This window comes from Meiothermus sp. (genome assembly GCF_026004115.1).
Classification (GTDB): domain Bacteria; phylum Deinococcota; class Deinococci; order Deinococcales; family Thermaceae; genus Meiothermus.
Genome location: NZ_BPIM01000001.1, coordinates 1,958,298 through 1,982,639 on the forward strand (window position 1 = coordinate 1,958,298; position 24,342 = coordinate 1,982,639).

General features: G+C 60.5%; 24 protein-coding genes and 1 tRNA gene. 13 read left to right on the forward strand and 12 right to left on the reverse strand.

Translation table 11 applies throughout. From position 1 onward, the window contains the following. Positions 1 to 159 precede the first annotated feature (159 nt). The 5 genes from Q0X23_RS09455 to Q0X23_RS09475 all read left to right on the forward strand — a co-directional run bounded on the left by Q0X23_RS09455 (position 160) and on the right by Q0X23_RS09475 (position 4,871). On the forward strand, positions 160 to 1,602 hold the full coding sequence (locus tag Q0X23_RS09455; protein WP_297860057.1) for a tetratricopeptide repeat protein: 1,443 nt from the start codon (positions 160 to 162) through the stop codon (positions 1,600 to 1,602). A gap of 9 nt (positions 1,603 to 1,611) precedes the next feature. Further along, positions 1,612 to 2,532, forward strand: a complete 921-nt coding sequence (locus Q0X23_RS09460) for an SPOR domain-containing protein (RefSeq protein WP_297860058.1) — start codon at positions 1,612 to 1,614, stop codon at positions 2,530 to 2,532. 22 nt (positions 2,533 to 2,554) lie between these two features. Beyond that, positions 2,555 to 3,196: a redox-sensing transcriptional repressor Rex gene (locus Q0X23_RS09465; RefSeq protein WP_297860059.1), complete on the forward strand. Its 642-nt coding sequence runs from the start codon at positions 2,555 to 2,557 to the stop codon at positions 3,194 to 3,196. Then, positions 3,193 to 3,588 (forward strand): hypothetical protein, encoded by a 396-nt coding sequence (locus tag Q0X23_RS09470; RefSeq protein ID WP_297860060.1) that lies wholly within the window; start codon positions 3,193 to 3,195, stop codon positions 3,586 to 3,588. The genes Q0X23_RS09465 and Q0X23_RS09470 overlap by 4 nt, the downstream gene beginning before the upstream one ends. A 323-nt stretch (positions 3,589 to 3,911) precedes the next feature. Next, positions 3,912 to 4,871, forward strand: coding sequence for a polyprenyl synthetase family protein (locus Q0X23_RS09475; protein ID WP_297860061.1), 960 nt, complete (start codon positions 3,912 to 3,914; stop codon positions 4,869 to 4,871). 8 nt (positions 4,872 to 4,879) lie between these two features. Here Q0X23_RS09475 and Q0X23_RS09480 read toward each other — a convergent pair whose 3' ends face one another. Continuing rightward, positions 4,880 to 5,239 carry an acyl-CoA thioesterase gene (locus Q0X23_RS09480; RefSeq protein WP_297860062.1) on the reverse strand — a complete coding sequence of 120 codons (360 nt, stop codon included), beginning with the start codon at positions 5,237 to 5,239 and terminating at the stop codon, positions 4,880 to 4,882. Positions 5,240 to 5,451: 212 nt separating this feature from the next. Between Q0X23_RS09480 and Q0X23_RS09485 the strand changes: the two genes are divergently transcribed. From Q0X23_RS09485 to Q0X23_RS09495, 3 genes are all read left to right on the forward strand, one after another. Beyond that, positions 5,452 to 6,726, forward strand: coding sequence for a Glu/Leu/Phe/Val dehydrogenase (locus Q0X23_RS09485; protein ID WP_297860063.1), 1,275 nt, complete (start codon positions 5,452 to 5,454; stop codon positions 6,724 to 6,726). Positions 6,727 to 6,814: 88 nt separating this feature from the next. After that, positions 6,815 to 8,092 (forward strand): Glu/Leu/Phe/Val dehydrogenase, encoded by a 1,278-nt coding sequence (locus tag Q0X23_RS09490; protein WP_297860064.1) that lies wholly within the window; start codon positions 6,815 to 6,817, stop codon positions 8,090 to 8,092. Positions 8,093 to 8,210: 118 nt separating this feature from the next. Further along, positions 8,211 to 9,305, forward strand: a complete 1,095-nt coding sequence (locus Q0X23_RS09495) for an anhydro-N-acetylmuramic acid kinase (RefSeq protein ID WP_297860065.1) — start codon at positions 8,211 to 8,213, stop codon at positions 9,303 to 9,305. Positions 9,306 to 9,386: 81 nt separating this feature from the next. Here Q0X23_RS09495 and Q0X23_RS09500 read toward each other — a convergent pair. From Q0X23_RS09500 to Q0X23_RS09515, 4 genes are all read right to left on the reverse strand, one after another. Next, positions 9,387 to 9,463 (reverse strand) — tRNA-Ile (locus Q0X23_RS09500). Between the two features lie 38 nt (positions 9,464 to 9,501). Next, on the reverse strand, positions 9,502 to 10,002 hold the full coding sequence (locus Q0X23_RS09505) for a DNA cytosine methyltransferase (protein ID WP_297860066.1): 501 nt from the start codon (positions 10,000 to 10,002) through the stop codon (positions 9,502 to 9,504). A 409-nt stretch (positions 10,003 to 10,411) separates the two neighbouring features. Next, entirely contained in the window at positions 10,412 to 11,155 is a 744-nt protein-coding gene (locus Q0X23_RS09510) for an ABC transporter ATP-binding protein (RefSeq protein WP_297860067.1), read from the reverse strand. A gap of 81 nt (positions 11,156 to 11,236) precedes the next feature. Continuing rightward, the gene (locus Q0X23_RS09515; RefSeq protein WP_297861201.1) at positions 11,237 to 12,553 is read right to left on the reverse strand and encodes a S41 family peptidase; all 1,317 of its coding nucleotides are present in this window, start codon (positions 12,551 to 12,553) and stop codon (positions 11,237 to 11,239) included. Between the two features lie 185 nt (positions 12,554 to 12,738). Here Q0X23_RS09515 and ftsE point away from each other — a divergent pair, with 185 nt between their 5' ends. Then, complete coding sequence (gene ftsE, locus Q0X23_RS09520; protein ID WP_297860068.1) at positions 12,739 to 13,425, forward strand: cell division ATP-binding protein FtsE; 687 nt, start codon at positions 12,739 to 12,741, stop codon at positions 13,423 to 13,425. Between the two features lie 189 nt (positions 13,426 to 13,614). Then, positions 13,615 to 14,166: a ribosome hibernation-promoting factor, HPF/YfiA family gene (hpf, locus tag Q0X23_RS09525; protein WP_297860069.1), complete on the forward strand. Its 552-nt coding sequence runs from the start codon at positions 13,615 to 13,617 to the stop codon at positions 14,164 to 14,166. A 381-nt stretch (positions 14,167 to 14,547) separates the two neighbouring features. Here the strand turns inward: hpf and Q0X23_RS09530 are convergent, their stop codons facing one another. Beyond that, complete coding sequence (locus Q0X23_RS09530; RefSeq protein ID WP_297860070.1) at positions 14,548 to 16,197, reverse strand: glycosyltransferase; 1,650 nt, start codon at positions 16,195 to 16,197, stop codon at positions 14,548 to 14,550. A 305-nt stretch (positions 16,198 to 16,502) separates the two neighbouring features. On the opposite strand from Q0X23_RS09530, the gene argJ reads away from it, so the two are divergent. The 3 genes from argJ (at position 16,503) to Q0X23_RS09545 (ending at position 18,830) form a co-directional block, all read left to right on the forward strand. After that, entirely contained in the window at positions 16,503 to 17,645 is a 1,143-nt protein-coding gene (gene argJ / locus Q0X23_RS09535) for a bifunctional glutamate N-acetyltransferase/amino-acid acetyltransferase ArgJ (RefSeq protein ID WP_297860071.1), read from the forward strand. A gap of 55 nt (positions 17,646 to 17,700) precedes the next feature. Further along, a complete protein-coding gene (locus Q0X23_RS09540; protein ID WP_297860072.1) occupies positions 17,701 to 18,159 on the forward strand; it encodes a hypothetical protein in 459 nt (152 codons plus the stop codon). Between the two features lie 92 nt (positions 18,160 to 18,251). Then, complete coding sequence (locus tag Q0X23_RS09545) at positions 18,252 to 18,830, forward strand: hypothetical protein (protein ID WP_374707453.1); 579 nt, start codon at positions 18,252 to 18,254, stop codon at positions 18,828 to 18,830. Positions 18,831 to 19,042: 212 nt separating this feature from the next. On the opposite strand, the gene Q0X23_RS09550 is transcribed toward Q0X23_RS09545, so the two are convergent. The 6 genes from Q0X23_RS09550 to Q0X23_RS09575 all read right to left on the reverse strand — a co-directional run bounded on the left by Q0X23_RS09550 (position 19,043) and on the right by Q0X23_RS09575 (position 24,316). Next, positions 19,043 to 20,137 (reverse strand): metal ABC transporter permease, encoded by a 1,095-nt coding sequence (locus Q0X23_RS09550; RefSeq protein WP_297860074.1) that lies wholly within the window; start codon positions 20,135 to 20,137, stop codon positions 19,043 to 19,045. Between the two features lies 1 nt (position 20,138). After that, positions 20,139 to 21,272: a metal ABC transporter permease gene (locus tag Q0X23_RS09555; RefSeq protein WP_297860075.1), complete on the reverse strand. Its 1,134-nt coding sequence runs from the start codon at positions 21,270 to 21,272 to the stop codon at positions 20,139 to 20,141. Between the two features lie 115 nt (positions 21,273 to 21,387). After that, positions 21,388 to 22,179: a metal ABC transporter ATP-binding protein gene (locus tag Q0X23_RS09560; protein WP_297860076.1), complete on the reverse strand. Its 792-nt coding sequence runs from the start codon at positions 22,177 to 22,179 to the stop codon at positions 21,388 to 21,390. Continuing rightward, positions 22,176 to 23,138, reverse strand: a complete 963-nt coding sequence (locus Q0X23_RS09565) for a metal ABC transporter solute-binding protein, Zn/Mn family (protein WP_297860077.1) — start codon at positions 23,136 to 23,138, stop codon at positions 22,176 to 22,178. The genes Q0X23_RS09560 and Q0X23_RS09565 overlap by 4 nt, the downstream gene beginning before the upstream one ends. Beyond that, positions 23,128 to 23,847 carry a manganese-dependent transcriptional regulator MntR gene (gene mntR, locus Q0X23_RS09570; protein ID WP_297860078.1) on the reverse strand — a complete coding sequence of 240 codons (720 nt, stop codon included), beginning with the start codon at positions 23,845 to 23,847 and terminating at the stop codon, positions 23,128 to 23,130. Before mntR ends, Q0X23_RS09565 begins: the two co-directional genes overlap by 11 nt. A 352-nt stretch (positions 23,848 to 24,199) precedes the next feature. Next, on the reverse strand, positions 24,200 to 24,316 hold the full coding sequence (locus Q0X23_RS09575) for an NAD-dependent epimerase/dehydratase family protein (protein ID WP_297860079.1): 117 nt from the start codon (positions 24,314 to 24,316) through the stop codon (positions 24,200 to 24,202). Positions 24,317 to 24,342 lie beyond the last annotated feature (26 nt).

A 24,342-nucleotide genomic window follows, 5' to 3' on the forward strand; every position in this document is an offset into this window, starting at 1 on the left:
GCTGAATGCTGAGCGATAGGCTTATTTCTTTGCAACCACCTACAGATTTAGGGTTAGAATCTTGTAAAGATTGGGCTTGACAAGTGCATTTGCCGCTTGTGCATTTTCTTCACGTGCTACAATGGGCGGCAAGATGAGGATTAACCTGAAGGAGACGCTATGAAACAACTTTTTTGCGCGGCGCTTCTGATTCTTTCGCTGGGCTGGGCGCAGCAAAGTCAGCCGGCCCCTGCTGTTCAGCAGACGCTGCAACAGGCCCAGGCGGCCCTCGAGGCGGGGCGCCTCAACGAGGCCGTGCAGGGCTTTGAGGCGGTCATTGCCCGGGACTTCTCCAATTACAGCGCTCATTTTGGGCTGGGTCTGGCCCTGTACCGCCTGGGCGACCTTCGGGGAGCCGCCTTCGAGTTCACCCAGCTCACTGCTCTTGACCCCAATCGTTTTGAAGGGTGGTTCAACCTGGGCGTAGTGCGCGACCGCCAGGGCCAGGCCGCCGAGGCTGCCCAGGCTTTTGCCAGGGCGGTCGAGGTGGGCGAGAAAGCCAGTCTGAGCGCCGCTGACCTTAAATCTGCATACATCGGCCAGGTTAAGGCCCTGCGCACCCAAGGCCAGCACGAGGCCGCTGCGGCTGCCGCCCGCAAGGGCCTGGAAAAAGTCTCCGGGGACGCCGAGCTGACCTCTTTGTTGGCCGATAGCCTGGTTAGGGCCAACAAGCCCCTGGAAGCCCTACCGGTGCTATACCAGATCCTGGGCAACGACCCCGCCAATGTGCAGGCCATCTCGCAAATTGCCGACATCTACGTAGCCCAGGGGTTGCCCCTGCGGGCGCTGCGCGAGATTGACCGGGGGCTCGAGGCTGCCAAAGACAACTCGGCGCGGGCCCAACTGCTGCTCAAAAAGTCCACCCTGCAACAAGGCCGTGAGCAACAGGCTTCGCTGCAAGAAGCTGCTCGGCTTGACCCCAAGCTGTGGGCGGCTCACTACAACCTGGGGGTCGCTCGCTTGCGCGACGGAAATGCTCGAGGGGCCTTGGAGTCCTTTCAGAATGCCTATGCCCAGAACCCCGATGAGCCCAAAGTGCTGTTGGGACTGGCCACTGCCTATGACCGCCTGGGCCAGGCTGCCGAGTCGGGCCGCTTTGCCGCTATGGCCGCCAAGGCCAGCCAGGGGGCGGACAGGGTAGATGCTTTGTTCCTGCAGGGTAAATCTTCGTATGCCTTGCGACGCTACGCCGAGGCAGTCGAAACCCTCTCCCAGGTTACCCAGCAAAAAGCCGATAACGCCGAAGCCTGGTTCTTCCTGGGGGTTTCGCAGTTCAACCTGAAGGATTACGCGGCTGCTGTCGAGTCGCTGGAAAAAGCCCAGGCCCTGGCGCCCAGTGCCTCCACAGCAGCCAACCTGGGGGCGGCGCTGTACTCTGCGGGCAAATACTCCGACGCGGAACGGGTGCTCTCGCAGGCGGTGGCCCTGGATGGCCGCAACTCGGTAGCGTGGTACAACCTGGGTCTCACCCTGCGCTCCTTGGGCCGGGTAGCCGAAGCCCGGCGGGCCTGGCAGCGCTCTGCCGATCTGGGCTATGCGCCTGCCCGGGACTTATTGCGGTAGATTGGTGGCATGGGTTGGCTTAGAACAAATTGGCTCGATGCACTGATCTTCCTGCTGGTCGCAGCCATCATGGCGGGTGTGGTGCTTTTTTTGACCGGGGTTAACCCGTTTGCCGGATCACGGGGGGGGGCTACGCCCCCTTCTAGCGTTTCACCGCCAGCCCCGCAGGCCCAACCCCCAACCCCTCCACCTGCGCAGCCCCAGCCGCAAACTACCCCGGCAACCCCACAGCCCAGGCCCCAGACCCCGCCTGCCGCGCGGCCTCAGCCCCAGCCTGAACCCGAAACCGTGGTCACGGTGCTGCCCATTCCGCAGGCCCCCACGGCCCCAGCCCCCGTCGCCAAACCCGTTCCGGCTCCCCCCAAGGTAGAGGACAGGCAATCGCAACCGGTACAGCCGGAGACGGCCCGCCCTGTGCCCGCTCCCAGACCTGAGCGTCCAAACCTTACCGCCGATGCAGGTGGTACTTGGCGGGTAGCGGTGGGCTCATTTGGCAACCGCGAAAACGCCGAACGCCTGGCCGCGACCCTGCGCCGGCAAGGCTATCCGGTGCGCCTCGAGACCTCTGGAAGCCTTACCCGTGTTTGGGTGGGCCCCTACGATAGCCAGGCTCGAGCCCGCACCATCGCCAGCACGCTGGGTCAGTACCAGCCCCAGGTCGCTCGAATGACGGCCAGTTCCCCTTCAGCCCCCACCCCCCAATCCCAGACCGAACCCGCCCCCAGCGCTAGCCGCTTCCTTCAGGTAGGGGCTTTCCGCAACACCCAGAGCGCTCAGTCGGTGGTCGAGACGGTGCGGCAAGCAGGCTATCCGGTGGTGCTGGTGGAGGAAGGCGGCCTGGTGAAGGTGCGCGTGGGCCCCCTGGACGATGCTTCGTCGGCTGCGGCGGCCCTGCGGGCCAGGGGCCTCGAGGTTCTGGAGGTTCGCTAGATGGTTTCAACAGGAGTTTTCTATGGCTAAAGTACCCAGTGCGGCCATCTCCCGCCTGGTCACCTACCTGCGGATTCTGGAAGACCTCGAGGCCAGGGGCATTAACCGCACCTCCTCTGAACAACTGGCCGAGGAAGCCCAGGTCACCGCTTTTCAGGTGCGCAAAGACCTCTCGTACTTTGGTAGCTACGGAACCCGGGGGGTGGGCTACACGGTGCAGATTTTACGCCGGGAGCTGCGGCAAATTTTGGGCCTCAACCGCCGCTGGGGGCTTTGCATTGTGGGTATGGGCCGGTTGGGCCAGGCCATCGCCGACTACCCCGGCTTCAGCGAGATTTTCGAGCTAAAGGGTCTTTTTGACCGCGATCCCTCCAAAGTCACTGCCACCTTCAGGGGCTTGCAAGTCGAAAGCATGGACAATCTTCCCCGGGCCGTAGCCGAAAGACGCATCGAGTTCGGCCTTCTGGCAGTTCCTGCTGATTCGGCCCAAGCGGTGGCCGATCGTCTGGTAGAGTCAGGGATAAAGGGCATCCTGAATTTTGCTCCGGCAGTTCTGGAAGTGCCCAAGGAAGTGGCAGTGGAGAACGTAGATTTCCTGGCCGGACTGAGCAGGCTCTCGTTCTTCGTGCTCAACCCCAAGTGGAGAGAGGAGATGATTGGATGAAAAAACTTATTGCCCTGGTGGTGGCCGCTTTTATACTGGCGGGGTGCGGCAACTTTGTAACCGATTTTGGGATCCCTACGGTGCGGTTTCACTCGGTATCGTTTGGGCCCTCAGCGAGCGGCTACGAGGTCGTTTTTGAAGCGCAGCCCTTGCCTGGCAGCCCATCTGCGTATGTTACCCAGCTCAACCTGACTGGAGGCCCCGCGCTTAGCGGGTTTGGTGTGCCCGAGTGCCCGCCCCCCACCGCTGCTGACGACTGCCCTAAGCTAGTAAAATCCATACCGTTTAGCGCAAACCCCGGTACGCTGGCCATTACCGGTTATGTGGCTCAAAGCCTCAACGGAACGGTACGCACGGTTACGCTGCCTGCGCCGGTAGTTATCAATCCGTAAGCACGGTAAAGATGACCCTCTGAAAAACGACCAACCGCCGCTCTGGCAACCCCAGTTTAATAACCAGGCCAGGCCGCGCCCGGCCCTCAGCCAGCTAAATGGGTCAGGATCGGTGTGTAAACCCCTGCAAACCTTAGCTAAGTGCGCTTTAGACGGCCGGTGTTGCAAAAAAACGCTGCTAGGCAGGCCACCTGGCCGGGTATTAGGCCCCCACCTAGCCTCCCCCGTTGGGGGGGGAAGTAGAGTTCTTACTTTATGCACCGGCCCTGAAAAATGGATGCGAACCTAGGTTGCGCCGGGAGATGAGGTCTATAATCGTTGGGATGAGTATCCAGCCCTTCACCCTCGACCTTGAAGCCCAGCTATCGGAGTTCGAATCCCGCCTGCGGGCGGTGGTGCGGTCAGAGGTGGAGTTTGTTCAGCTCATCGAGGAAGACCTGGTAACCGCAGGGGGCAAGCGGGTGCGGCCCCGGCTGGTGTTTCTGGCCAGCAACGCGCTGGGCGGGGTTCCGGGCGCGATGGAGCTGGCATTGGCGGTGGAACTGCTGCACTCGGCCTCGCTCCTGCACGACGACTTAGTAGACGATGCCGAGACAAGGCGCGGCAAAGAGGCTGCTTTTCGCAAGTACGGCAACGCGGTCTCGGTGCTCTCGGGCGACTATCTGCTCTCGCGTCTGATGGCCCTCCTGGCCCAGACCGGGCGCATGGAGCTGGTGGCCATGTTCGCCGAGACCGCCCGGCAGCTTTCCGAGGCCGAGGTCTTGCAGTTTCAGGTGGCCGCTTTACACGATTACTCGCTGCAAAACTACGAGCGCATCATAGATGGCAAGACGGCCTCGGTGATGCGGGTGGCCTGTGAAGGGGCGGCGGTGCTGGGGGATGCACCAGTGGAAGAGCGGAAGGCCCTGGCCCGCTTTGGCTCCTTGTATGGGCAGGCCTTCCAGATGCGCGATGACTACCTGGACTTGATGGGTACCCCAGAGGTGCTGGGCAAACCGGCGGGCGGCGATGTGCGCGAGGGTAAGGTGACGCTTATTACCTTGCGGCTGTTGGAGGCCTATCCCCAAGAGGTGGAAGCCATCTTCAAACGTCGGGCCAGCGAGCCACACGATATTGCCCGCCTGCAGGAACTGGCGGAGCTTTCTGGGGCCGGCCTCGAGGTCACCCGGGCCATTGCGGCGCGGGTCGAGCAGGCCATTGCGGCCCTGCGGGTACTGCCCCATTCGGTTTACCGCGACGAACTCGAGGCCCTGGCCCGACGTGAGCTGGTGCGGGTAAAGTAGGGGGTTATCTACCCATCGACTGGGGTAGGCTTTCCGGTTTCGTCCACCGCGACATAGGTGAGGTTGCCCTTGGTCGCGAGCATTCTGGGTTCCCGCAGGTTTTCGCGGTAGACCTCGACCTCCACCGTGAGCGAGGTGCGGCCCACCCGCACGACCCTAGCAACCACCTCGAGCAAGTCGCCCACCTTAATGGGCACTTCGAACACCACCTCGCCCACCCGCACGGTCACGCAGCGCTTGCGGGCCCGGCGGATGGCCGCGTAGGAGCCCACCTTGTCCATCAGGCCCAGTACAAACCCCCCAAAGGCGTTGCCGCCAGGGTTGGCATGTTCGGGAAAGACCAGTTCTAGTGTGCGGGCTTCGCTCATACCATCACCGCTCACAGCCTACCGCTTGGCTGCAGGGGTCGGCAATCTACTTGATACCGAAGTTTGTGCGCGATACCCACACTTTACCCTCGAGCCTTTTTGTTTCTTCAAAATCAGCCTGCGGGTATACTCATGAGCGTCGAAATTAGGGTCAAACGCCCATGTGGGCTGTGACAAAATGGCCCCAAGACCTACGAAACGGAGGTTCTTTAATGCCGCTCAGAAACGCTTACTGCCCCCCTGGAGATGCAAGCCTGTGGGATAGCTTCTTGCGCCGCCTCGAGGCTACCATCAAAGTAGCCAAGATTCACCCCGCCACCATCCAGTACCTGACCCACCCCAAGCGCCTGGTGGGGGTCTCGCTGCCGGTGGTGATGGACGACGGCAGTGTGCGGAACTTTACGGCTTACCGGGTGATCCACAACATCGCCCGGGGCCCGGCCCTGGGGGGGGTGCGCTACCACCCGGAGGTAGGCTTGGGCCAGACCTGTGGCATGGCCGCCTGGATGACCCTGAAGTCGGCGGTGTTTGGCCTGCCTTTTGGGGGGTCGGCGGGCGCGGTGGAGGTAGAACCGGACAAGCTCTCGAGGCGCGAACTCGAGCGCCTCTCGCGCCGCTACGTCACGGAACTCATCGAGCTGATTGGCCCCGATGAAGACGTGCTGGCCCCCGATGTGGGCACCAACGAAACCGTGATGGCCTGGTTTCAGGACACCTTCACCATGACCCGGGGCCAGACTTCCCTGAGCGCGGTGACCGGCAAACCACCCCAGCTTGGGGGGGTCGCCACCAAAGACGAAGGCGGTGGGCAAGGGCTGGTGTATGCGCTTTCCGATCTGGCCCAGGCCAAAGGGTGGCCGGTGGTGGGCGCCCGCATGGCCATTCAGGGTTTTGGGCAGGTGGGCAGTGCGGTGGCCCGGTATGCGGTCAAGGAGGGCATCCGGGTGGTGGCCATCTCCACCAGTCGGGGCGGGGTCTACAACCCCGAAGGGCTGGATATAGCGGCCCTTGAGCGCCACTACGCCGAGCATGGCCACCTCGAGGGCTTCTCCGGCGGGCAGTACATCACCAACCACGAGCTGCTCACCCTGAAAGTTGACTACCTGGTTCCGGCGGCGGTAGAAGGCGTCATCCACGAGGGCAACGCCAAGCAAATCGCCGCACAGGTGGTCCTGGAGGGGGCCAACGGGGCCATCACCCCCGAGGCCGAATACCTGCTCAAACTCCAGGGCGTCCAGATTGTCCCGGACATCCTGGCCAACGGTGGCGGGCTGGTGCTGTCGTATCTGGAGTGGGTGCAAGACCTCTCCATGCTTTTCTTTGAAGAAGGCGAAGTGCAGCAAAAACTGCGTGAGTTCATTCACCAGAGCTTGCAGGCGGTGCTCGAGCGGGCCAAACCCTTGCAGGGCGACCTGCGGGCGGGGGCCTATGCGCTGGCTCTCGAGCGCATTAACGAGGCCAGCCGCTTACGTGGGGTATACCCCTGAACAGAGGCCGCTTTAGCAGTACATCACATACAGCAGTACATCATATACCAGCTATGAGCCATGAACCATCCGCTCCGTGGAGGAACGCATGAAATCCGAACCCCTTTCCTATCTTTGCAGCGATAACATCGGCCCCTGGGAAATCTATCTGGCCCAGGTTGACCGCGTCACCCCTTACCTGGGCAAACTGGCTTTCTGGGTCGAAGACCTCAAACGGCCCAAGCGCATCCTGATTGTGGATGTGCCGGTGCAAATGGACGATGGCTCGGTGGCCCACTTCGAGGGCTACCGGGTTCATCACAACACCTTCCGCGGCCCCGCCAAGGGGGGGATTCGCTACCACCAGGACGTGACCCTCTCCGAGGTGATGGCGCTATCGGCCTGGATGACCATCAAGAACGCCGCTGTGGGCCTGCCCTACGGGGGTGGCAAGGGGGGCATCCGGGTGGATCCCCGTAAGCTCAGCCCCGGCGAGATCGAGCGCCTGACCCGGCGCTACACCTCCGAGATTGGCATCATCATCGGCCCGGACAAAGACATTCCGGCGCCCGACATGGGCACCGGGGCCCGCGAAATGGCCTGGATGATGGACACCTACTCCATGAACGTGGGGCGCACCGCACCGGGGGTGGTCACCGGCAAGCCCATCGCGGTGGGGGGTTCGCTGGGGCGACAGGACGCCACGGGCCGCGGGGTATTCGTAACGGCGGCGGCGGCGGCGGAAAAAATTGGCCTGCCCGTAGAAGGCAGCCGGGTTGCGGTACAGGGCTTTGGCAACGTGGGCAACGCAGCGGCCCGCATCTTCCACGACCACGGGGCCAAAATCGTGGCGGTCTCGGATGTGACTGGAGCGATTCGCAACGATGCCGGTATAGACCCCTACGACCTCACCGCCCATGTCAAGCAGATGGGCGGCGTGAAGGGCTACCCCAAGGCCGAGCCCATTCCTGCCGCCGAGGTACTGACTACCCCCTGCGAGTTCCTGGTTCCGGCTGCCCTGGAAAAACAAATAACCGAAGCCAACGCCTGGAAGGTGCAGTGCAAAATCATCGCCGAAGGGGCCAACGGCCCTACCACCCCTGCTGCCGACGACATCCTGAGTGAGCGGGGGATTCTGGTCATCCCCGATGTGATTGCCAACGCAGGCGGCGTCACGGTGAGCTACTTTGAATGGGTGCAAGACTTCAACAGCTTTTTCTGGACCGAAGATGAAATTAATGCCAAGCTCGAGCGCCTCATGCGCCAGTCATTTGAGGCGGTCTGGCAGGTGGCCCAGGACAAAAAAGTCTCGCTGCGCACGGCGGCTTACATTGTGGCAGCTACGCGGGTACTGGAAGCAAGGTCTTTACTGGGGTTGTACCCGTAGCTAGGGGTCTTTGGTCTCCAACCCCAATGGGTATCTGTACATCAACGGATTTGAGCTTCTCCGGGGTGGTTGATCAAATCCACCCCGACCTATCCGCTCAAAACGCGGTAGAGTAGCTATGATGCGCGTTTTGGGCCTGATGTCCGGCACTTCGGTAGACGCGGTGGACTTGTTGCTAGCTGAGTTAGACGGGCGGCCTCCAAAGCTCCGCTGGCACGTGCTCGAGCACAAAGAGGTTCGCTTTCCGCACGACCTGCGGGCCCAGATTATCCGTACCCTGAAGTCGCAGGCCGTTACCCGCGAGGTGGCCCTGCTGCATCATGCCCTGGGGCGTTTTTATGCCGAAGCAGCGGCCCCTTTCAAAGGCCGGGTAGATCTGGTGGCTTCCCACGGACAGACCGTCTGGCACGAACCTCCCCAGGCCACCTTGCAGATGGGCGAGCCGGCTTATCTGGCCGAGGCCCTGGAAGTGCCGGTGGTGTCGGATTTTCGGCCTTCGGACATGGCCCTGGGCGGGGAGGCTGCGCCCTTTGTGCCCTACCCCGACCTGCTGCTCTATGGAGAAAAGGGGATCAGCCGGGCCATACACAACATTGGGGGCATCTCCAACCTGACCTACTTGCCCACCGACCTGAACCCCGAGAAGGTGCTGGCCTTCGATACCGGCCCCGGCAATGCCCTGCTCGACGAGGCCGCAGGCCGACTGGGTCTGCAACAGGATACCGGGGGAACAATTGCCGCTTCGGGCAAGGCTGACCCGGTGCTGGTTGAGCGCTGGCTTACCCACCCCTACTTTGGTCGTAAGCCCCCCAAATCTACAGGCCGTGAAGTCTGGAATCTGGAGACTTTAGATGAAGATGCGGCACTTCCCCCCGCCAACCTGCTGGCCACCCTGACCGAGTTCACGGCTCGCTCAATCGCGATGGCCTACCAGAATTTTGTGCTCCCACACGGGCTAGATGAAATCTGGGTAGCTGGTGGGGGGGCCTACAACGCCACCCTGATGCGACACCTCCGGACGCTGCTGCCGGTTCCGGTATATACCTTTGAAGAAAAAGGCCTTGACTCCAAACACCGTGAGGCGCTTTGTTTTGCGGTACTGGGATACCTTCGCTACCTGGAGCTACCCAACATTCTCAAGCAGACCACAGGTGCCCAGAGGGATGCCATCGCCGGAAAAATCACGCTGCCATCCACACACCGGAGCCAATAGAACAGCCTGAAAAAGGCACGTCCAACGCCACCTAGTCCTGGCCTCTTCTAAAACAGTGAACTGGGCGTTCTTGCAAAAAACTGGTGGGCCGTGCAGGACTTGAACCCGCGACCTGGCGATTATGAGTCGCTTGCTCTGACCAACTGAGCTAACGGCCCCCAAGCAGGGTTTAGTTTAGCGGGTTTGCCGGTTTTGCTCAACGCGGGGGATGCCTGTCCTGGCCAGTGAGCTGGTCTTCGAGTTCGCCGATGTAGGCCGCCAGGGTGTTGCCGGCTTTCTCGATATCCTCGCGCAACTCGTGTTCTACCCGGTCAATGCGCTCGACGAGTGCTTCAAGTTTGGCCTCGAGCCCTGCTGGGCTCTGGGCTTTGATGGCCTCGAGTTCCCCTTCGAGCCATTTCTTGAGTTCGGAGAAGCGGCTGGCCTCGGCCTCATCGGCCAGCTTGCGAGCAGAAAGCAGCTCGCGGGCGTATTTCTTGACCTCGAGCAAAGCGGCGGTCTCGAGCCCCACCGTGTACAAGAAATACACCACGACCAGCACCGCCATGATGGAAAGCATCACGATGCCAAAAGGTGCGGTTATCTGGGTAAAAATCAGCGAGAGCGTTTTTTCCTCGCTAAATACCGCCCAGTTGCGCCAGGCGAAAACCGCCATCAGGATGATCAGAACCAACAGAAAAACATTGCGCCCCCGCATCTCTAGCCTCGTATGGGATTATATCCTTTCCTACAAAGTAAACCTGAGCCGTAACGGTGCTTTAGGGCATATCCAGTAGGGGTTTTGCCCGTTGAGAACAGCAAAAAATGCACTCCTTACGGCGCGGTTTGATGGGAGCTGGTAGCCAGCGCACACAAGGCTATATTTTGTCTTTGCTCACTCTTTTTCGGTCTGGTATGTTGCAATCAGATTGAGCGGGTGGCCATATGAGGATTACGGCTCGTGCCGCGCCATGGGGTATCTTCGCAGCAAGGAAATCCCTAGGTGGTCTGGTTACCAAGAATTCAGTATGCACTTTAGTGCCCCCCAATGGATCGCACATCGCAATTATGGGCAATCAACCTGCTTCAAAACGTGCCGCAAAACAAGTTACCCGTGCACTAAGAGCCTAGACCAGCACGGACTCGGGTTGGTTGGCATCCTCGGTGAGCCGTAGGAAGAACTCCTCGAGGTCGGCAGAGCCGTGTTGATGCAAAAGTTCTTTAGGGGAGCCCAAGGCCAGCAGACGGCCCCGGTGCACCAGGGCTACCCGGTCGGCAACCTGCTCGGCGAGGTGGAGCTGGTGGGTGGCGTACAGCACCGCCCGCCCGTCCTTGGAATAGGCGTGGAGCAGGTCTTTGACCAGCCGGGTGGCGTGGGGGTCGAGCCCCACCATCGGCTCGTCCAGAATGAGCGCCTGCGGCGCGTGCAGCAGGCTCAGGGCCAGCGAGAGCTTTTGCCGCATACCGTGTGAATAGGTTTCAATCAGCGAGGAAGCAAAACGATCCAGGCGAAACTGCACCAGTAGCTCCTCGATGCGGGCCTCGGCCTGGGCTTTGGGGAGACGGTATACCCCGGCAGCAAAGCGCAAGAGCTCGAGGCCCGACAGCTTGCCGTACAGGTAGGGCCGGTCGGGCACGTAGCCAAACTGGGCTTTGGCCCGTACCGGGTCTTTCCAGACATCTACCCCGTTCACCAGCGCCCGGCCCCGGCTGGGCCGCAGCAACCCCACCAGCGCCTTGATGGTCGTACTTTTGCCGGCCCCGTTGGGCCCCAAAAGGGCCAGGGTTTCGCCGGGACGCACCTCGAGATTCAGGCCATCCAGCGCCACAAACGGGCCGTACCGCTTGCTGAGGTCTTCGAGCAGGATCATCGCCACCCTTAAAGCCTAAGGCCGAAGGCCCAAAGCAATGGTGCAAAACCTGCTCTATAGCCCCGGCCTATGAAGAAAAACCTACCTGAGCTCTTCCAGCGCCCGGCGCAGGATGGCATCCTTATTCAGGTCTACCTCGGCCTGGCCGCGCTCGGCGGGTAGGTTCACGGCAGGGCGGGGCTGGCTAAAGCTGAACTTGCCCTTGTCGTCGGCCCTGGTCGTAAAGGTCTGGCCGCCAATGCTGATGGTCACGTTTTCGCCCGGCTTGGCTCCGGTGCCCTCGAAAGCCACCGGTACCTCAAAGCGGGTGTCTTTGACCTCGATATCGGGCTTGATGCCCTGCTTGTTGATGCCCCGCCGTTTGGGGGTGAGCCACTCGAAGGTCACCAGGGTCAGGTCGCCGCCGTTGGCCAGGTCAATTACGTTCTGTCCCACGCCCTTGCCAAAGGAGGTTTCACCGATCACCTTGGCCCGCCCGGTGTCCTGCATGGCCCCTGCTACGATCTCCGAGGCCGAGGCCGAGTTGCCGTTGATGAGCACCACCATCGGGCCGCTCCAGGCGACCTGTCCGTTGGCCTCGCAGTAGAGCCGGGTTTCGCTACGGGTACGGGTATACACGATGGGGCCTTCGCGGATGAAAGCCCGCGCGACCTGGCAGCCCTGATCCAGCAGGCCGCCCCCGTTGTCGCGCAGGTCGAAGACCAGCTTTTGTACCCCCCGCTGCTTCATCTCGTTCAGGGCGGCATTCAGTTGCTCAATCACCCGCACATTGCCGAAGGTTTCCAGGGCCACATAGCCCACGTTTCCGGGCAGTATGGTCTTGGAAACCGAGATGATTTCCACCCGTTGCCGGATCATCTCGAAGCGCAAAACCGCGTTGGTACCATCGCGGCGCACACCTACGGTAACCTTGGTGTTTTGCGGACCGCGAATCTTGGCGACGATTTCGTTGAGGTCAAGCTTGGTCATGTCCTCGCCGTTGACCTCGATGATGACATCGCCGGCGCGAATTCCGGCATTGAAGGCGGGCAGACCACGAATCACGCCCTGAACCCGTGCGCCGCCGCCGTTTTCGTTGGGGGCCAGGGTGGCCCCAATGCCAAAGAACTCGCCCTGCACATCCTGGTTGCGCAGGCTGGCCCGCTGGGGCGGGGAGTAGCTGGTAAACTCGTCGTCCAGGGCCCCGAGCATACCCCGAATACCGCCCTCCAGCACCCGGTTGAGCTTGTCGGCCTCGAGGCGGCTCAAATACTGATTTTGGATTAGTTGATAGGTTTGTATCAGGGCTTGTCCGTTGGGGTTGCGGTTGAAGGCTTCGACAGCTCCCCCCGACAGTTGGGCATAGACCAGGGCAGCCAGAATGCCACCCGCTGCGATTAACCAGGCTCTGCGCTTCATGGTTTCGTTCACCTAACTCAACAGTGTAGCGGCAATGGATGAGAGCGAAGTGTTCATTAAAGGACAAAGCCGAAGGCCGAAAGCCAAAAGCACCTGGGCTTCAGCCATGTGACATTTGTGGGGCCCAAAATCCTGTGAACTTGTACTGGCCTGTAAGGTGGCGCTTTGTTGTACCCTGAGTACCGATGATTCACTTCCACCGGGTGACGCTCGAGTACCCCCGCACCCAGACCAAAGCGCTGTTTGACCTGAACCTGGAAGTCAAAAAAGGCGAGTTTGTGTTTCTGGTAGGGCATTCAGGTGCGGGCAAGTCCAGCCTGCTCAACCTGATTCTGAAGCGCCTCGAGCCCAGCTCCGGGGCGGTGTACTTTGCCGGAGAAAACCTCAAGGCCCTGCGCGGCGACCGCATTGCCCTGCACCGCCGCCGGATCGGGGTGGTGTTTCAGGATCACCGCCTCCTGAAGGAAATGACCGTGGAGGAGAACCTGCTGTTCACCCTGCGGGTGCTGGGGGTGCCCAAAACCGAGTGGGACACCCGCGCCACCCGCGTGCTGCGCCAGGTGGGGATTGTTCACAAGAAGCGGGCCTACCCCGAAGAACTCTCGGTGGGGGAGGCCCAGCGGGTGGCCATTGCCCGGGCGCTGGTGGGTGATCCCCAGGTCTTGCTGGCCGATGAACCAACCGGCAACCTCGACCCGGCCAATGCCCTGGCGGTGCTGGAAATTTTCAAATCGGTGCACGCCCGGGGGGCCACCGTGCTGATGGCTACCCATTCTCGCGACCTGGTGGAAGCCTATCCCCAGCGGGTGGTGGTGCTCAAGGCCGGGCAGTTGGTGCGCGACGAGCGGGAGGGCAGGTATAGCCTGGTGTAGAAGGGACTGGCGTTGGACATATATCCCTCATGGGGTGGTGATAGTATAAAGGCACCAGGCTAGAGGGGCATTTTGAAAGCCCAGACCACAGTTTCGGGACTCCCAGGCCCAGCGGAGGTATCCGAGTAGCCTTCGCTCCCCCGAAACCCCGCCTGGAAACCCAACTCGGGCAGCGATTGGAGGGCGAGAATGAACGTCTACAAGCTGGTGGGTCGTCAAATCGAGATTACCGAGGCCCTCAAGAACTACCTGGACAAAAAAATGGCCCGGCTGGATCGTCACTTCGAAGACAATGCCGAAGCTCGAGTGGTGCTCTCGCTGGCCCAGGGGCCGCGGGTCGAGCGCAAGGCCAAGGCCGAGATTCAGGTCAATGTGCCGGGGGGGATGGTGCGGGTAGAGGAGTCCGACCCCGACATGTATGCGGCCATAGACCGCTCGATTGACCGCCTCGAGTACCAGCTCAAGCGCTACAAGGAACGTCACTTCCAGCGGACACGCCAGCCGCTTCCTGAGCCCGTCATGATGGGAGCAGGACAGGCTGAGCTCGAGGAAGAAGCCACACCGCGCATTGTTCGTACCAAGCGCTTCAACATGAAACCCATGACCCCCGAGGATGCCGCCTTTGAGATGGAGGCCCTGGGCCACGATTTCTTCGTGTTCCGCAACTCCGAGACCGAGCAGATTAACGTGATTTACCGCCGTCGCGACGGCAATTATGGTCTTATTGAACCTACCGCATAAAAAAATAGAGTCGAAGCTTCATAAAGATGCTGCTGTAACGGGCGGCATCTTTTGGTTGGTGCAAGGTCACCAGCCCACAATACCGGATTCACAAAGACCGCGTACAAAACCAAACGCCAGAGCAGGGTCGGTGCGTAAACCCCCTGCAAACCTTAGCTTAGTGCGCTCTAGATAGCCAGTGTTGCAAAATAATGCTCGTAGACAAGCGACCAGGCCGGGTATTAGGCCCCCACCTAGCCTCCCCCGTTGGGGGAGGAAGGAGAGGTTTTACTTTATGCACCGGCCCTGAGACCCCCAGAGGCTATCTTTTTGAATCCTAGAGTACTCCTTTCAGTCGGGTTAGTTCGTCACTGTTTAGTGACGAACTAACCGAATCTGGTATTAGAACATGGTATCGGTGAGGACGGTGGGGTTTTTTTCCTGGTTCACCTGCCCGGATTTAGGGCGGTGCAGGGTGCGGGGGTAGTAGGTGGGGTTGCTCAGGGCTTGGGTCTGCTTGGCAACGGTGGCCGCCATTTTGGTCCAGCGCAACTCAGCCAGTCGCTTTCGCAAGGTCTGCTCGCTGATGAAATTTTCGGCCACCAGAATTTCCCCCAGCCGAGGGCGATAAATGCCATAGTTCTGCATTTGCATGGCCCGTGCGAGCTGTTTTGCGGAGATGTCGTTGTAGAAGAGCAATAAGTCGCCCAGGCGCAGCCGGTGGGCCTCGATGTGGGCTTCGCTCATGTAGGCGGATGTTGTCCTGGACGATATTTTGTTCAGCAAACCCAATAAAATCCAGCGCAGGGGAAAACCAGGCGGCAACCAAGAAGCCTGGCGTGCTACCTGAGAGCCATAGAGGGAGTGTACTGCCGTGTAGCGCATGGCCCAGCGAATCAGCAAAATTGCACCAATGAGGGCCAGCATCCCACCCACCACTGGATGATGGGCTGCAGGCCAGCCAAAGAATTGGGCCAGAAGGGCGTAAACAAAGGTGGGAAAACCCAACAGATGGGCCAGGTTGAGCAGGGTGGGGGCGTACTTGCTGGGCTGGGGAGGTCGGGCCTCTTTGAATGGGGTTTGTCCCAGTAGCAGACCGAGCAGTTGCCTACCCAGGCCATATGTCCAGGGCGTTTTGTTCCTGCCGATGGCATTATGGGGGCCAAAGGACTGCTGCACCGCAATCATTTCACGGTGTGTTTCACCGTGGTCGTCCAGGCGCCAGATGGGTTGCAGGTGAAAGTGAACCGGCTGGCCGATGCGCCACAGCCGCAGGGCGGGGTCGAAATCGGTTGCGTCCGGCTGTTCGCTAAAGACGTGACCATCGCTGGCCATCTCGGGTAAAAGTTCGCGACGCAAGGCAAACCCGGTGGATGCGTTGGGTATAAAAACCCCCAGGTGTTCCCGCAGCGGCAGGTGACGAAGCTGCTGTTCGGCCAAATCGGCAGCATAGCTTACTTCCAGCCAACGTTTCCAAAAAGGGCTCTGCGATGGCAGCGAGAGCACCGGCAACTGCACGGCGGGATATTTACGCAGCAGGGTGCTGTAGAGCTTGAAAGTGTAGGGATGGATTACATCGTCTGCACTATGTAGGGCCACGGCCTCGAAGCGTATCCGGTTGTTGCGTTCGAAGCGCTCGAGATAGCCGTACATGCAGTTAAGCAAATGCCCCTTGGGCAGGGGGCCAGGGCGGTCGTAAACCACCACGTGCACGTTGACGAACTCCTGGGAAAGCGCCTCTACAGCCTCCAGGGTTTTGGGATCATTGGGGTAGATGCCCACGAAAAAGTCGAGGTGCAAGGGGGAGTAGCTGGTGTAGCCCAGGGAGGCCCGGAGCATCGGGCCGATGCGCTGAGCATCCTGCTCGGTGGGCAGCAAAACCGCCAGGCGCTGGGGCCGGTCGGCCTCGAGTTCTTCGGGGGTCAGGGTCTGTTTTTTCAGGCTGCGGAAGCGTAGAAGATAGGCCACATCGAAAATCAGTTCGTCCCGAAAAAAAAGCGCATATACCAGCAGTATGCTCAGCACCAATCCAACAAGCCACACTTCACTCATAATGCCTCCATTCGGATAGGGCGATGGTTGAGACCAATGATGCTCTACAACCATCAATTACCGTCATGGTAGCTGAGAAAAGCCCGCTGTGTGCGAAAAGTAGCGGTTTAACGCATACTTTATGCAACTGTAACGTTGTTTCGCAGGTGGGGTTGCCGAGGGGAAGGTTCGCAAAGTCCTGTTCAAACGTGGGATTTTGAGAACTGACGAAGAACTGCTACAAAACGGATCCTGTCTGAAAACCTTTATGACAGTTAAAAATGCACAACTTTCCTAATCGCTAGACAGAAGGATATGCTGCTATCATGCGACTTCCCATTGGTTTTCGTGCGGGTGCCACCCAGGCTGGAATCAAACCCTCGGGCAAGCCCGACCTGGCCCTCTTGGTCTCGGGGACTCCGTGCAACTGGGCCTTTGTCGGAACCCTGAACAAGGCTGCCGCTCCTTGTGTAATTCGGGGCCGAGAACTGCTGGCGAGGGGTCAGCCGCTACAAGCTGTGGTGGTCAATGCGGGTAATGCCAACTGCGCTACCGGCCCGCAGGGTTTCTGGGCCGACCGGCAGATGGCCGAACTGGCCGCAGCCCAGCTGCATATCGCCCCCGAAGCTGTCCTGACCGCTTCCACGGGGGTCATCGGGCAGCCCTTGCCGGTGGAGAAAATTGAAGCAGGTCTACCCAATATTCATTTGGGCCAGGACATTGACCCCTTCATGGAAGCCATCCTGACCACCGACCTGGTGCCCAAGATGGCCGAGGCCACCTTGAAGAGCGGAGCCCGGGTGGTGGGGGTGTGCAAGGGCAGCGGCATGATTGCCCCCAACATGGCTACTATGCTGGCCTACATCGTCTCCGATGCCGAGGTTTCCCAAGCAGAGCTGCGCCGGGGCTGGCAGGGGGTGGTGGACAGAAGCTTCAACCAGGTCACGGTGGACACCGATACCTCTACCAACGATATGGCCGTTTTGATGACCAACGGCGCGGCGGGGCCGGTGGATCTGGGTGAGTTCTGGCAGGCCGTTGAACAAGTCTGTGTTGAGCTGGCCCGCAAGCTGGCCCGCGACGGCGAAGGGGCTACCAAGCTGCTCACAGTGAAAGTAACCGGGGCCTCTAGCGACGCGGAAGCCCGCAAAGCTGCGCTCTCGGTAGCGGCCAGTCCCCTGTGGAAAAGCGCTGTCTACGGCAACGATCCCAACTGGGGCCGCGTCATGATGGCGCTGGGGAAAGCGGGGGTGGCGCTCGAGCCAGACAAGGTTCGGATTGTCCTGCAAGGCATCCCCCTCTATGCCGGGCGGGTGCTGGATTTTGACCGTGCTGCAGCCAGCCAGGCTATGCAAGCCGACGAGGTGCTGGTAGAGGCCGACCTGGGTCTGGGTGAGGGGCAAGGAATGGCCTGGGGATGCGACCTTACCGAGGGCTATGTGCGAATTAATGCGCTTTATACCACCTAAAGTAACGCAAAAATAACGCAAAGGTGCTAGACTCTCCTTGGAGGTGAGCAATAAAATGAAACGTTTAGTCCCCTTGATCGTCTTGTTTGCGTTGGTATTTGGCTCTCTAGGCAAAGCTCAGTCGGATGGTTTTGGTCTCTACTCGGGCTTCCCGACCTGGCTTGGTGTGCAATACCAGGTCAGCAACTTCCGTGTAGGCGCTGGCCTTGCTTTCGCTGGGCTGGGGGCTGGAGCTGACTATATCTTTTTGGAGCAAGCCATCCCTGCTGCCCCGGGCTTCGATCTGAGCTGGTTTGCCGGCGCGGGAGCTTCTGTGGGTTTTTGGACCTTCAGCGGCGTGGGCGGCATCTACATCTTCCCCCACGGCCTGGCGGGTATCGAGTATGCCTTCCCGGGACAACCCTTTAGTGTCTATGGCGAACTGCAGGTTGGCTTTGGCATCTTTACAGGCACTGTGCCAGGCGTAGGTGGCCTGGACTTCAACGGGCGCGCGGGCCTAATTTTTAGGCCCTGAGCAACTGCTAGGATGAAGGGGTGCGTTTCGTGCCCCTTCTTTTTTTATTGCTGCTCTCATCGTGTCAACGGCCTGGGGATACCCAGCCGCCCTTGATTGGCATCACCCAACCCAAAAGCGGGGTGCTTTCGCAGCGTTCGTTGCAGGTACAGGGGTATGCCCTGGATGATGTGGGGATCCAAAGCGTGAAGGCAGGCGGAAAAGAGCTGCTTTCGGAGACCAACCGGGGGCAGAAGCTGGTGCGCTTTAGCTTCCGGGTGCAGGCCCCCCAGTCGGGGCAGGTGGAAATCAGGGTAGATGCCACCGACATGAGCGGCCAAACCCGCACGGTTCGGCTGCCCATGGTGCTGGATGCTCGCCCTCCGCAGGTTGTGATTGAACGGGCCGAGCGAGTAGTGACGGTGGTGCAACCGGCCAGCAAACGTACCCTGCCCGATGGCACCGAGGAGGAAATCCCCGCCCGCACCGAGTCGAGCTTGCAAATCTCCGGGCGCGTGCTGGACGACACCGGGGTGGATCGGGTGACCTTGCAATACGACCGAACCTTTAGCCCTTTGTCCCTGCCCAAGGGCAAGGAAGTTAATTTCTACGTGGAGGTTCCGGTGCGCCGCGTGACCCTGATTGCAGTAGATGCGGCGGGCAACCGTACCAGTGTGGAGGTGAGTCGCTGAGCGACATCTGCATATAATGCCCACTTTACCCAGACAGTTAGCTTTGAGGGTCATCCCAAACTCCCTCATCCAGCAACACCCCAGGTGCAGCCTATCGTGTTCCTATCGCCGTTTGTAAATAGCATGGTCGGGGTGTTACCACCTTCTCCCACCGGGGAGAAGGCAAGGGGTTCATGTGGGTTTGGTATAACAATAGCCGATGCAAGTTTGCATTACAAATCCTGTGCAAAACGGGTTTTGTTGAGGGCAAGCCCGCCAGGGGTGGGACGCAAGCCGTCTCTCAAGACCTCGAGCCAGCCCTCCCGCAGGGCTTTATTCCTGGCCTGGCGCAGGAAGGCGGGGTTCCAACCAAACTCCGCCAGCACTTCCTGCTCGGGGACCGGTTGGTCGTGGTGGGCCAGGTGGGCGACCAAAAGACGGGCCGCGACCTCGAGGCGCTCTCGTTCGCGGCGCAGCCGGGTGGTCAGATAGCCCCCCAGGGGTGAAAAAAGGAAAGCCAGGGCAAAGCAGATTCCGGCTACCGTGGCCATCATGCCGGCAATCGAGGCATCGAGCCAGATGGCCAGCCCGTAGCCCGCCAGGCTGGACACCACACCCACCCCCACGGCCAGGCCGATCATCACCGGCAGGCGCTGGGTGAGCAGGTAAGCCGTGGCGGGAGGAATAATCAGGAACGCCACAATCAAGATGGCCCCTACCGACTGGAAGGCCCCCACCGAGGTAAAGGAGACCAGGGTCATCAGGGCATAGTGCAATACGCCCGGTGCAAAGCCCAGGGCAGCGGCCAGGCCTGCATCGAAGGTGGAGAGCTTGAGTTCTTTGTAAAACAGCAGCACGAAGAGCAGGTTGAGCAGGGTCAGCGAACCCATCACCAGCCACGACTCGGGAATTTCACGGCCCCACAGGGTCAGGGTATTGAAGGGTGTATAGGCAATTTCACCATAGAGCACCGCGTCTAAGTCCAGGTGCACATGGCGAAAATAAAGCGATACCGCCAGTACCCCCAGGCTAAACAGGGCTGGGAATACGATGCCGATGGCAGCGTCGTTCTTAACCTTGCCGCTGCGGGTGAGCCACTCCACTAGACTTACGGTGACGAGTCCCGCTGCGGCGGCCCCCAACAAGGCGGGCAGGGTGGCCCGCTCGCCTCCCGAGAGCCAGTAGGCCAGCACAATCCCCGGCAGAACCGCATGGGAGATGGCATCGGACAGGAGGGCCATGCGACGCAGCACCAGAAAGGTGCCTACCAGGGCTGCGGCGGTGGAGACCAGGATGGCCGTGACGATGATGACCAGGTCGGCGTTCATATCAGGCGCCCTCGAGCGTTTTCGGCAGAACCCGCATGGCCTGTTCTAGTTCGTGGGCTTTTTGATGGCCGGCCGGTGTCAGCGCGTAGCCTGTGCGGCTTGGCTGTACCCAGCCTCGAGTCCGCAACATTTCCAGATGCCGCTGTGCTGCTGCCAGCGACTCGCGGCGGTGATGGGCCAGGGTCTGGGGGGTCAGGACATCGTGGTTGTGCAGCACATGGGCGTCCAGGAGAAGGCGCTCGAGGAAAATCCGGCGGCGGTTTTGTCGGGTACGAACCCCGTCCCACACCAGCCCACGCAAGGGGGCCAGGAACAGCGAAACCAGCAGAATTGCACTAATGGAGAGAATGACCAAAGGGCCGGTGGGCAGGTTCTCGCGGCTGGCCGAGACCAGGGCCCCGCTCACCCCGGCCAAGGCGCCAAACAGCGCCGAGAGCCCAATCATGGTGCTGAGTCGATCCGTCCACTGACGGGCTGCCGCCGCCGGCGCAATCAGCATGGCCGCCATCAAGACCACCCCCACGGTTTGCAGCCCCACCATTACGGCCAGCACCGTCAGTGAAGTGAGCAGGGTGCTCAGGCCGCGCACCGGCAGGCCCAGGCTATGGGCATATTCGGGGTCGAAGGAAAGGAGCTTGAACTCTTTGTAGAAAAGACCTACGGTGAAGAGGGCCAGCCCCCCCAGCACCATAAAGTTCAATACATCCGAGGCCACGATGGTGGCAGCCTGCCCGAAGATGAATTGATCCAGCCCCGCCTGGTTGGCGTTGTTGCTGTGCTGGATAAAGGTCAGGAGGGCAATGCCAAACCCGAAAAAGCTGCTCAGCATCACGCCCAGGGCCGCGTCTTCGGGCAGCCGGCTATGGCGCAACACGGCCAGCACCCCCAAAGAAGCCAGCCAACCGGCCAAGCCCCCACCCAGGAGCAAAATGAGGGGTACTTTGGAGCCCGTGAGGATAAAGGCCAGACAGATACCCGGCAGCGCCGCATGGGCCAGCACATCACCCAGCAAACTCTGCCGACGCAGCATGGTAAAAGCCCCCAGCACCCCGCCAATCACGCCCAACAGAGCCGAACCCAGGGCCACATTGCGCAGGGTATAGTCGGTGAAGATTTGGGATACAAGTTCAAACATATTATTTTCGGCTCATTGCAGTACCCGGTGCCTTGTTGGGCTGCGTGATGCTTGGAATGAGGGTTCTTGCACGCACAGGACGAATACTTTGTTGCACTTTCATATTCGCTTTTGGCTATCCACGATGGGCTATGGGCAAAGAAGCTGCCATCATACGTTCGCCATAGGTTTGTCTCAGGTTCTCAGCGGTGAAGACCTCGTGCATGGGCCCGCTTGCAATCACCTGTACGTTGAGCAGGGTCAGGTGGTCGAAGTAGGCCCGCACGGTTTCTAAGTCGTGGTGCACGACCACCACGGTTTTTCCATGACCTTTGAGCTCATGCAACACCTTCAAAATGGCGTCCTCGGTGACGGCATCTACTCCGGCAAAAGGCTCATCCATAAAATAGAGGTCGGCGTCCTGGGCTAGCGCACGGGCCAGGAAGACCCGTTGTTGTTGTCCGCCGGAAAGTTGGGAGATTTGCCGATGGGCGAATTCTCTCATCGAGACCTGCTCTAAGCAGTGCATGGCTGCCTCGCGTTCGTGCTTACCGGGCCGCTTGAACCAGCCCAACTTGCCATAGAGCCCCATCATCACCACATCCAGCACGCTGGTAGGGAAGTCCCAGTCCACCGTGCCCCGCTGGGGTACATAGCCAATTCGGGTGCGGGCTTCGGTTAAGGTCTGTCCGAAGAACCCAACCTGTCCGGAGGCTCTGGGCACCAGCCCCAGCACGGCCTTAATCAGGGTGGATTTGCCCGCCCCGTTGGGGCCGACAATGGCGCATAGCTGCCCGGGCGGCACCTCCAGATCTACGTCCCACAGCACCGGCTTTTCGCGGTAGACCACCGTCAGGTCGCGCACGCTCAGGGGGCTTGGAGCTTCAGGCGCTGAACGCCGGGCAGAGGGGGTGGGTTGGGCGGTCATAGCTGCCTCCCCAGGAGCCCGCTCACAATGGTGCGGACGTTGTGTTCCATCATGCCCACATAGGTGCTTTCGGGGGTGCCCGGGTTGCCGGCAGCGTCAGAAAAGAGTTGGCCCCCTACCGCCACATTCCAGCCTCGAGCCCGCACGGCGGCCACCACCGCCCCCATGGCCCTCTGGGGCACGCTGGACTCCACAAAGACGGCACGAATCCTTCGCTGGACAATAAAATCGGCCAGTTGCTGCACGTCGCGGGTTCCGGCCTCGCTCACCGTCGAGACCCCTTGGAGGCCGCGCACCTCGAGGCCATAGCGCCGCCCAAAGTAGGCGAAAGCGTCGTGGGCGGTGATCATCACCCGTTGCTGGGCGGGAACTTGCGCGATTTGCTGGCGAATGAAGGCATCGAGCTGCTCGAGGCGACGACCATAAGCCGCGGCGTTGGCCCGATAGTAGGCCGCTCCGACTGGGTCTATCTGGCTCAGTGCATCCTGCACGCGAGTTACCGTTAGCTTCCAGAGGGTGACATCGAACCAGACGTGCGGATCGTAGGTGTACTGCCCCCCAAAACCCCCGGGGGGCCGGATCAGCCGTTCGCGCGGAATGGCATCGCTGACCGCGATGGCCCTGGGCAGGCGCTCGAGGAGTTCGACCATCTTTCCTTCCAGGTGGAGCCCCGCGTAGAAAATCAGGTGGGCTTGCTGCAGTTTGCGCACATCCCCCGCCGATGCCTTGTAGAGGTGGGGATCTACCCCGGCCCCCATCAAGCCTTCGACCCGCACGCGGTTGCCCCCGACCTGCTGTACCAGGTCGGTAACGAAATTGACGGTTGCCACGATTTGGAGGGGTATTTGCTGCACCGGCTGGAGTTGGGCAATTTTGTCCTGCTGGGCTCTAGCTTGAAAAAGACAGGGGGTCAGTATTAGCAGGCTCAGCACAGAAAGCCACCGCTGTTTATCCATCATGGGGGCCTCCCTCGAGGTGCACCCACAGCACCTTGGCCAGGCTCATGGGAAGCAGATAGCGCTCTTTTCCGACCTGGATGCGGCTGCCCTCGGCTACCTGCTCCAGCAGTTGAAGCGCAGCGCCGGGTTTGAGGCCCAGGTGGGCCAGCAGGTTGAGCGCGTCCTGATCCTGGGTAGCGACCCGGGCCACCAGGCCACGTACACCGTGCTCCAAAGCGCTCAGGCGGCGGTTGGGGGTGGTGGGGGGCAGCTCGAGGGTTGCGCTGGGAATGGCGTCGCCGTGGGGGTCGTGGGAGGGGTGGCCCAGCCACTCGGCAATGCGCTCCTCGAAGGCTTCGGAGATGTGGTGCTCGAGCTTTTCTGCTTCGGCATGCACTTCTTCCCAGCCATAGCCCAGGGCCTCATGCAAATAGGCCTCGATCAGCCGGTGGTGGCGGAGTACCTCGAGGGCCACCCGGTAACCCGCCTCGGTGAGCCGCACGCCCCGGTAGGCCTCGTATTCCACCAGCCCCAGCTCGGCCAGTTTTTTCAGCATGCCCGTGACCGAAGCGGGCTTGACCTGCATCTGATCGGCCAGCGACTGGGTGGACACCGGATGGGTATCTTCCAATCGGCCAGGGCCCTCGCCTCCGCTGCCCAGGAGCAGCACCTGCTTCAGGTAGTCTTCCTGGGCTTCAGAGAGTGGGGTTCGGTTGGTCAACTTGTACATGTGCTCTCCCTCAAGACCCGCCCGTTGTATTTAGGCAAGCCTTCATAAATGGGATTTTATTTTTAGGCAAGACTAAATCTTTGTCAAGTGCCCTGCGGAAAATGAATGAGGCTACCCGGCCAAATACTGGCCGGACGAGGAAAGTGCTTTTTTAATAATCCAGCGGCGGCTGGTGGGCTACTGTGCTCTACCCTCCGCAAAGCGCCAGGCGGTCTCTACGCACTGCCCAGCGGTGGGGGGTGCTGAGGTTGTCATACCGGATTCAAAAAGATAGTCATTCAAACAAAAAAATCCAGAGGCTATCTTTTTGAATCCCAGAGCACTCCTTTCAGTCGGGTTAGTTCGTCACTGTTCAGTGACGAATAACCGGATCTGGTATCAAACACCACAGGGTTAGTCCGGCTTTCTTCAGGGTTTTAGCGGTGTGGCTGCCGATATAGCCCGCCCCTCCCACAACCAGAACGTTCATCAAAGCACCTCGATCATGGCTGAATC

Excerpts from the sequence above, each read along its gene's own strand:
- Q0X23_RS09455 (WP_297860057.1), top strand. The coding sequence starts at position 160 with ATGAAACAACTTTTTTGCGCGGCGCTTCTGATTCTTTCGCTGGGCTGG.
- Q0X23_RS09460 (WP_297860058.1), top strand. The coding sequence starts at position 1,612 with ATGGGTTGGCTTAGAACAAATTGGCTCGATGCACTGATCTTCCTGCTG.
- Q0X23_RS09465 (WP_297860059.1), top strand. The coding sequence starts at position 2,555 with ATGGCTAAAGTACCCAGTGCGGCCATCTCCCGCCTGGTCACCTACCTG.
- Q0X23_RS09470 (WP_297860060.1), top strand. The coding sequence starts at position 3,193 with ATGAAAAAACTTATTGCCCTGGTGGTGGCCGCTTTTATACTGGCGGGG.
- Q0X23_RS09475 (WP_297860061.1), top strand. The coding sequence starts at position 3,912 with ATGAGTATCCAGCCCTTCACCCTCGACCTTGAAGCCCAGCTATCGGAG.
- Q0X23_RS09480 (WP_297860062.1), bottom strand. The coding sequence starts at position 5,239 with ATGAGCGAAGCCCGCACACTAGAACTGGTCTTTCCCGAACATGCCAAC.
- Q0X23_RS09485 (WP_297860063.1), top strand. The coding sequence starts at position 5,452 with ATGCCGCTCAGAAACGCTTACTGCCCCCCTGGAGATGCAAGCCTGTGG.
- Q0X23_RS09490 (WP_297860064.1), top strand. The coding sequence starts at position 6,815 with ATGAAATCCGAACCCCTTTCCTATCTTTGCAGCGATAACATCGGCCCC.
- Q0X23_RS09495 (WP_297860065.1), top strand. The coding sequence starts at position 8,211 with ATGATGCGCGTTTTGGGCCTGATGTCCGGCACTTCGGTAGACGCGGTG.
- Q0X23_RS09505 (WP_297860066.1), bottom strand. The coding sequence starts at position 10,002 with ATGCGGGGGCGCAATGTTTTTCTGTTGGTTCTGATCATCCTGATGGCG.
- Q0X23_RS09510 (WP_297860067.1), bottom strand. The coding sequence starts at position 11,155 with ATGATCCTGCTCGAAGACCTCAGCAAGCGGTACGGCCCGTTTGTGGCG.
- Q0X23_RS09515 (WP_297861201.1), bottom strand. The coding sequence starts at position 12,553 with ATGAAGCGCAGAGCCTGGTTAATCGCAGCGGGTGGCATTCTGGCTGCC.
- ftsE (WP_297860068.1), top strand. The coding sequence starts at position 12,739 with ATGATTCACTTCCACCGGGTGACGCTCGAGTACCCCCGCACCCAGACC.
- hpf (WP_297860069.1), top strand. The coding sequence starts at position 13,615 with ATGAACGTCTACAAGCTGGTGGGTCGTCAAATCGAGATTACCGAGGCC.
- Q0X23_RS09530 (WP_297860070.1), bottom strand. The coding sequence starts at position 16,197 with ATGAGTGAAGTGTGGCTTGTTGGATTGGTGCTGAGCATACTGCTGGTA.
- argJ (WP_297860071.1), top strand. The coding sequence starts at position 16,503 with ATGCGACTTCCCATTGGTTTTCGTGCGGGTGCCACCCAGGCTGGAATC.
- Q0X23_RS09540 (WP_297860072.1), top strand. The coding sequence starts at position 17,701 with ATGAAACGTTTAGTCCCCTTGATCGTCTTGTTTGCGTTGGTATTTGGC.
- Q0X23_RS09550 (WP_297860074.1), bottom strand. The coding sequence starts at position 20,137 with ATGAACGCCGACCTGGTCATCATCGTCACGGCCATCCTGGTCTCCACC.
- Q0X23_RS09555 (WP_297860075.1), bottom strand. The coding sequence starts at position 21,272 with ATGTTTGAACTTGTATCCCAAATCTTCACCGACTATACCCTGCGCAAT.
- Q0X23_RS09560 (WP_297860076.1), bottom strand. The coding sequence starts at position 22,179 with ATGACCGCCCAACCCACCCCCTCTGCCCGGCGTTCAGCGCCTGAAGCT.
- Q0X23_RS09565 (WP_297860077.1), bottom strand. The coding sequence starts at position 23,138 with ATGATGGATAAACAGCGGTGGCTTTCTGTGCTGAGCCTGCTAATACTG.
- mntR (WP_297860078.1), bottom strand. The coding sequence starts at position 23,847 with ATGTACAAGTTGACCAACCGAACCCCACTCTCTGAAGCCCAGGAAGAC.
- Q0X23_RS09575 (WP_297860079.1), bottom strand. The coding sequence starts at position 24,316 with ATGAACGTTCTGGTTGTGGGAGGGGCGGGCTATATCGGCAGCCACACC.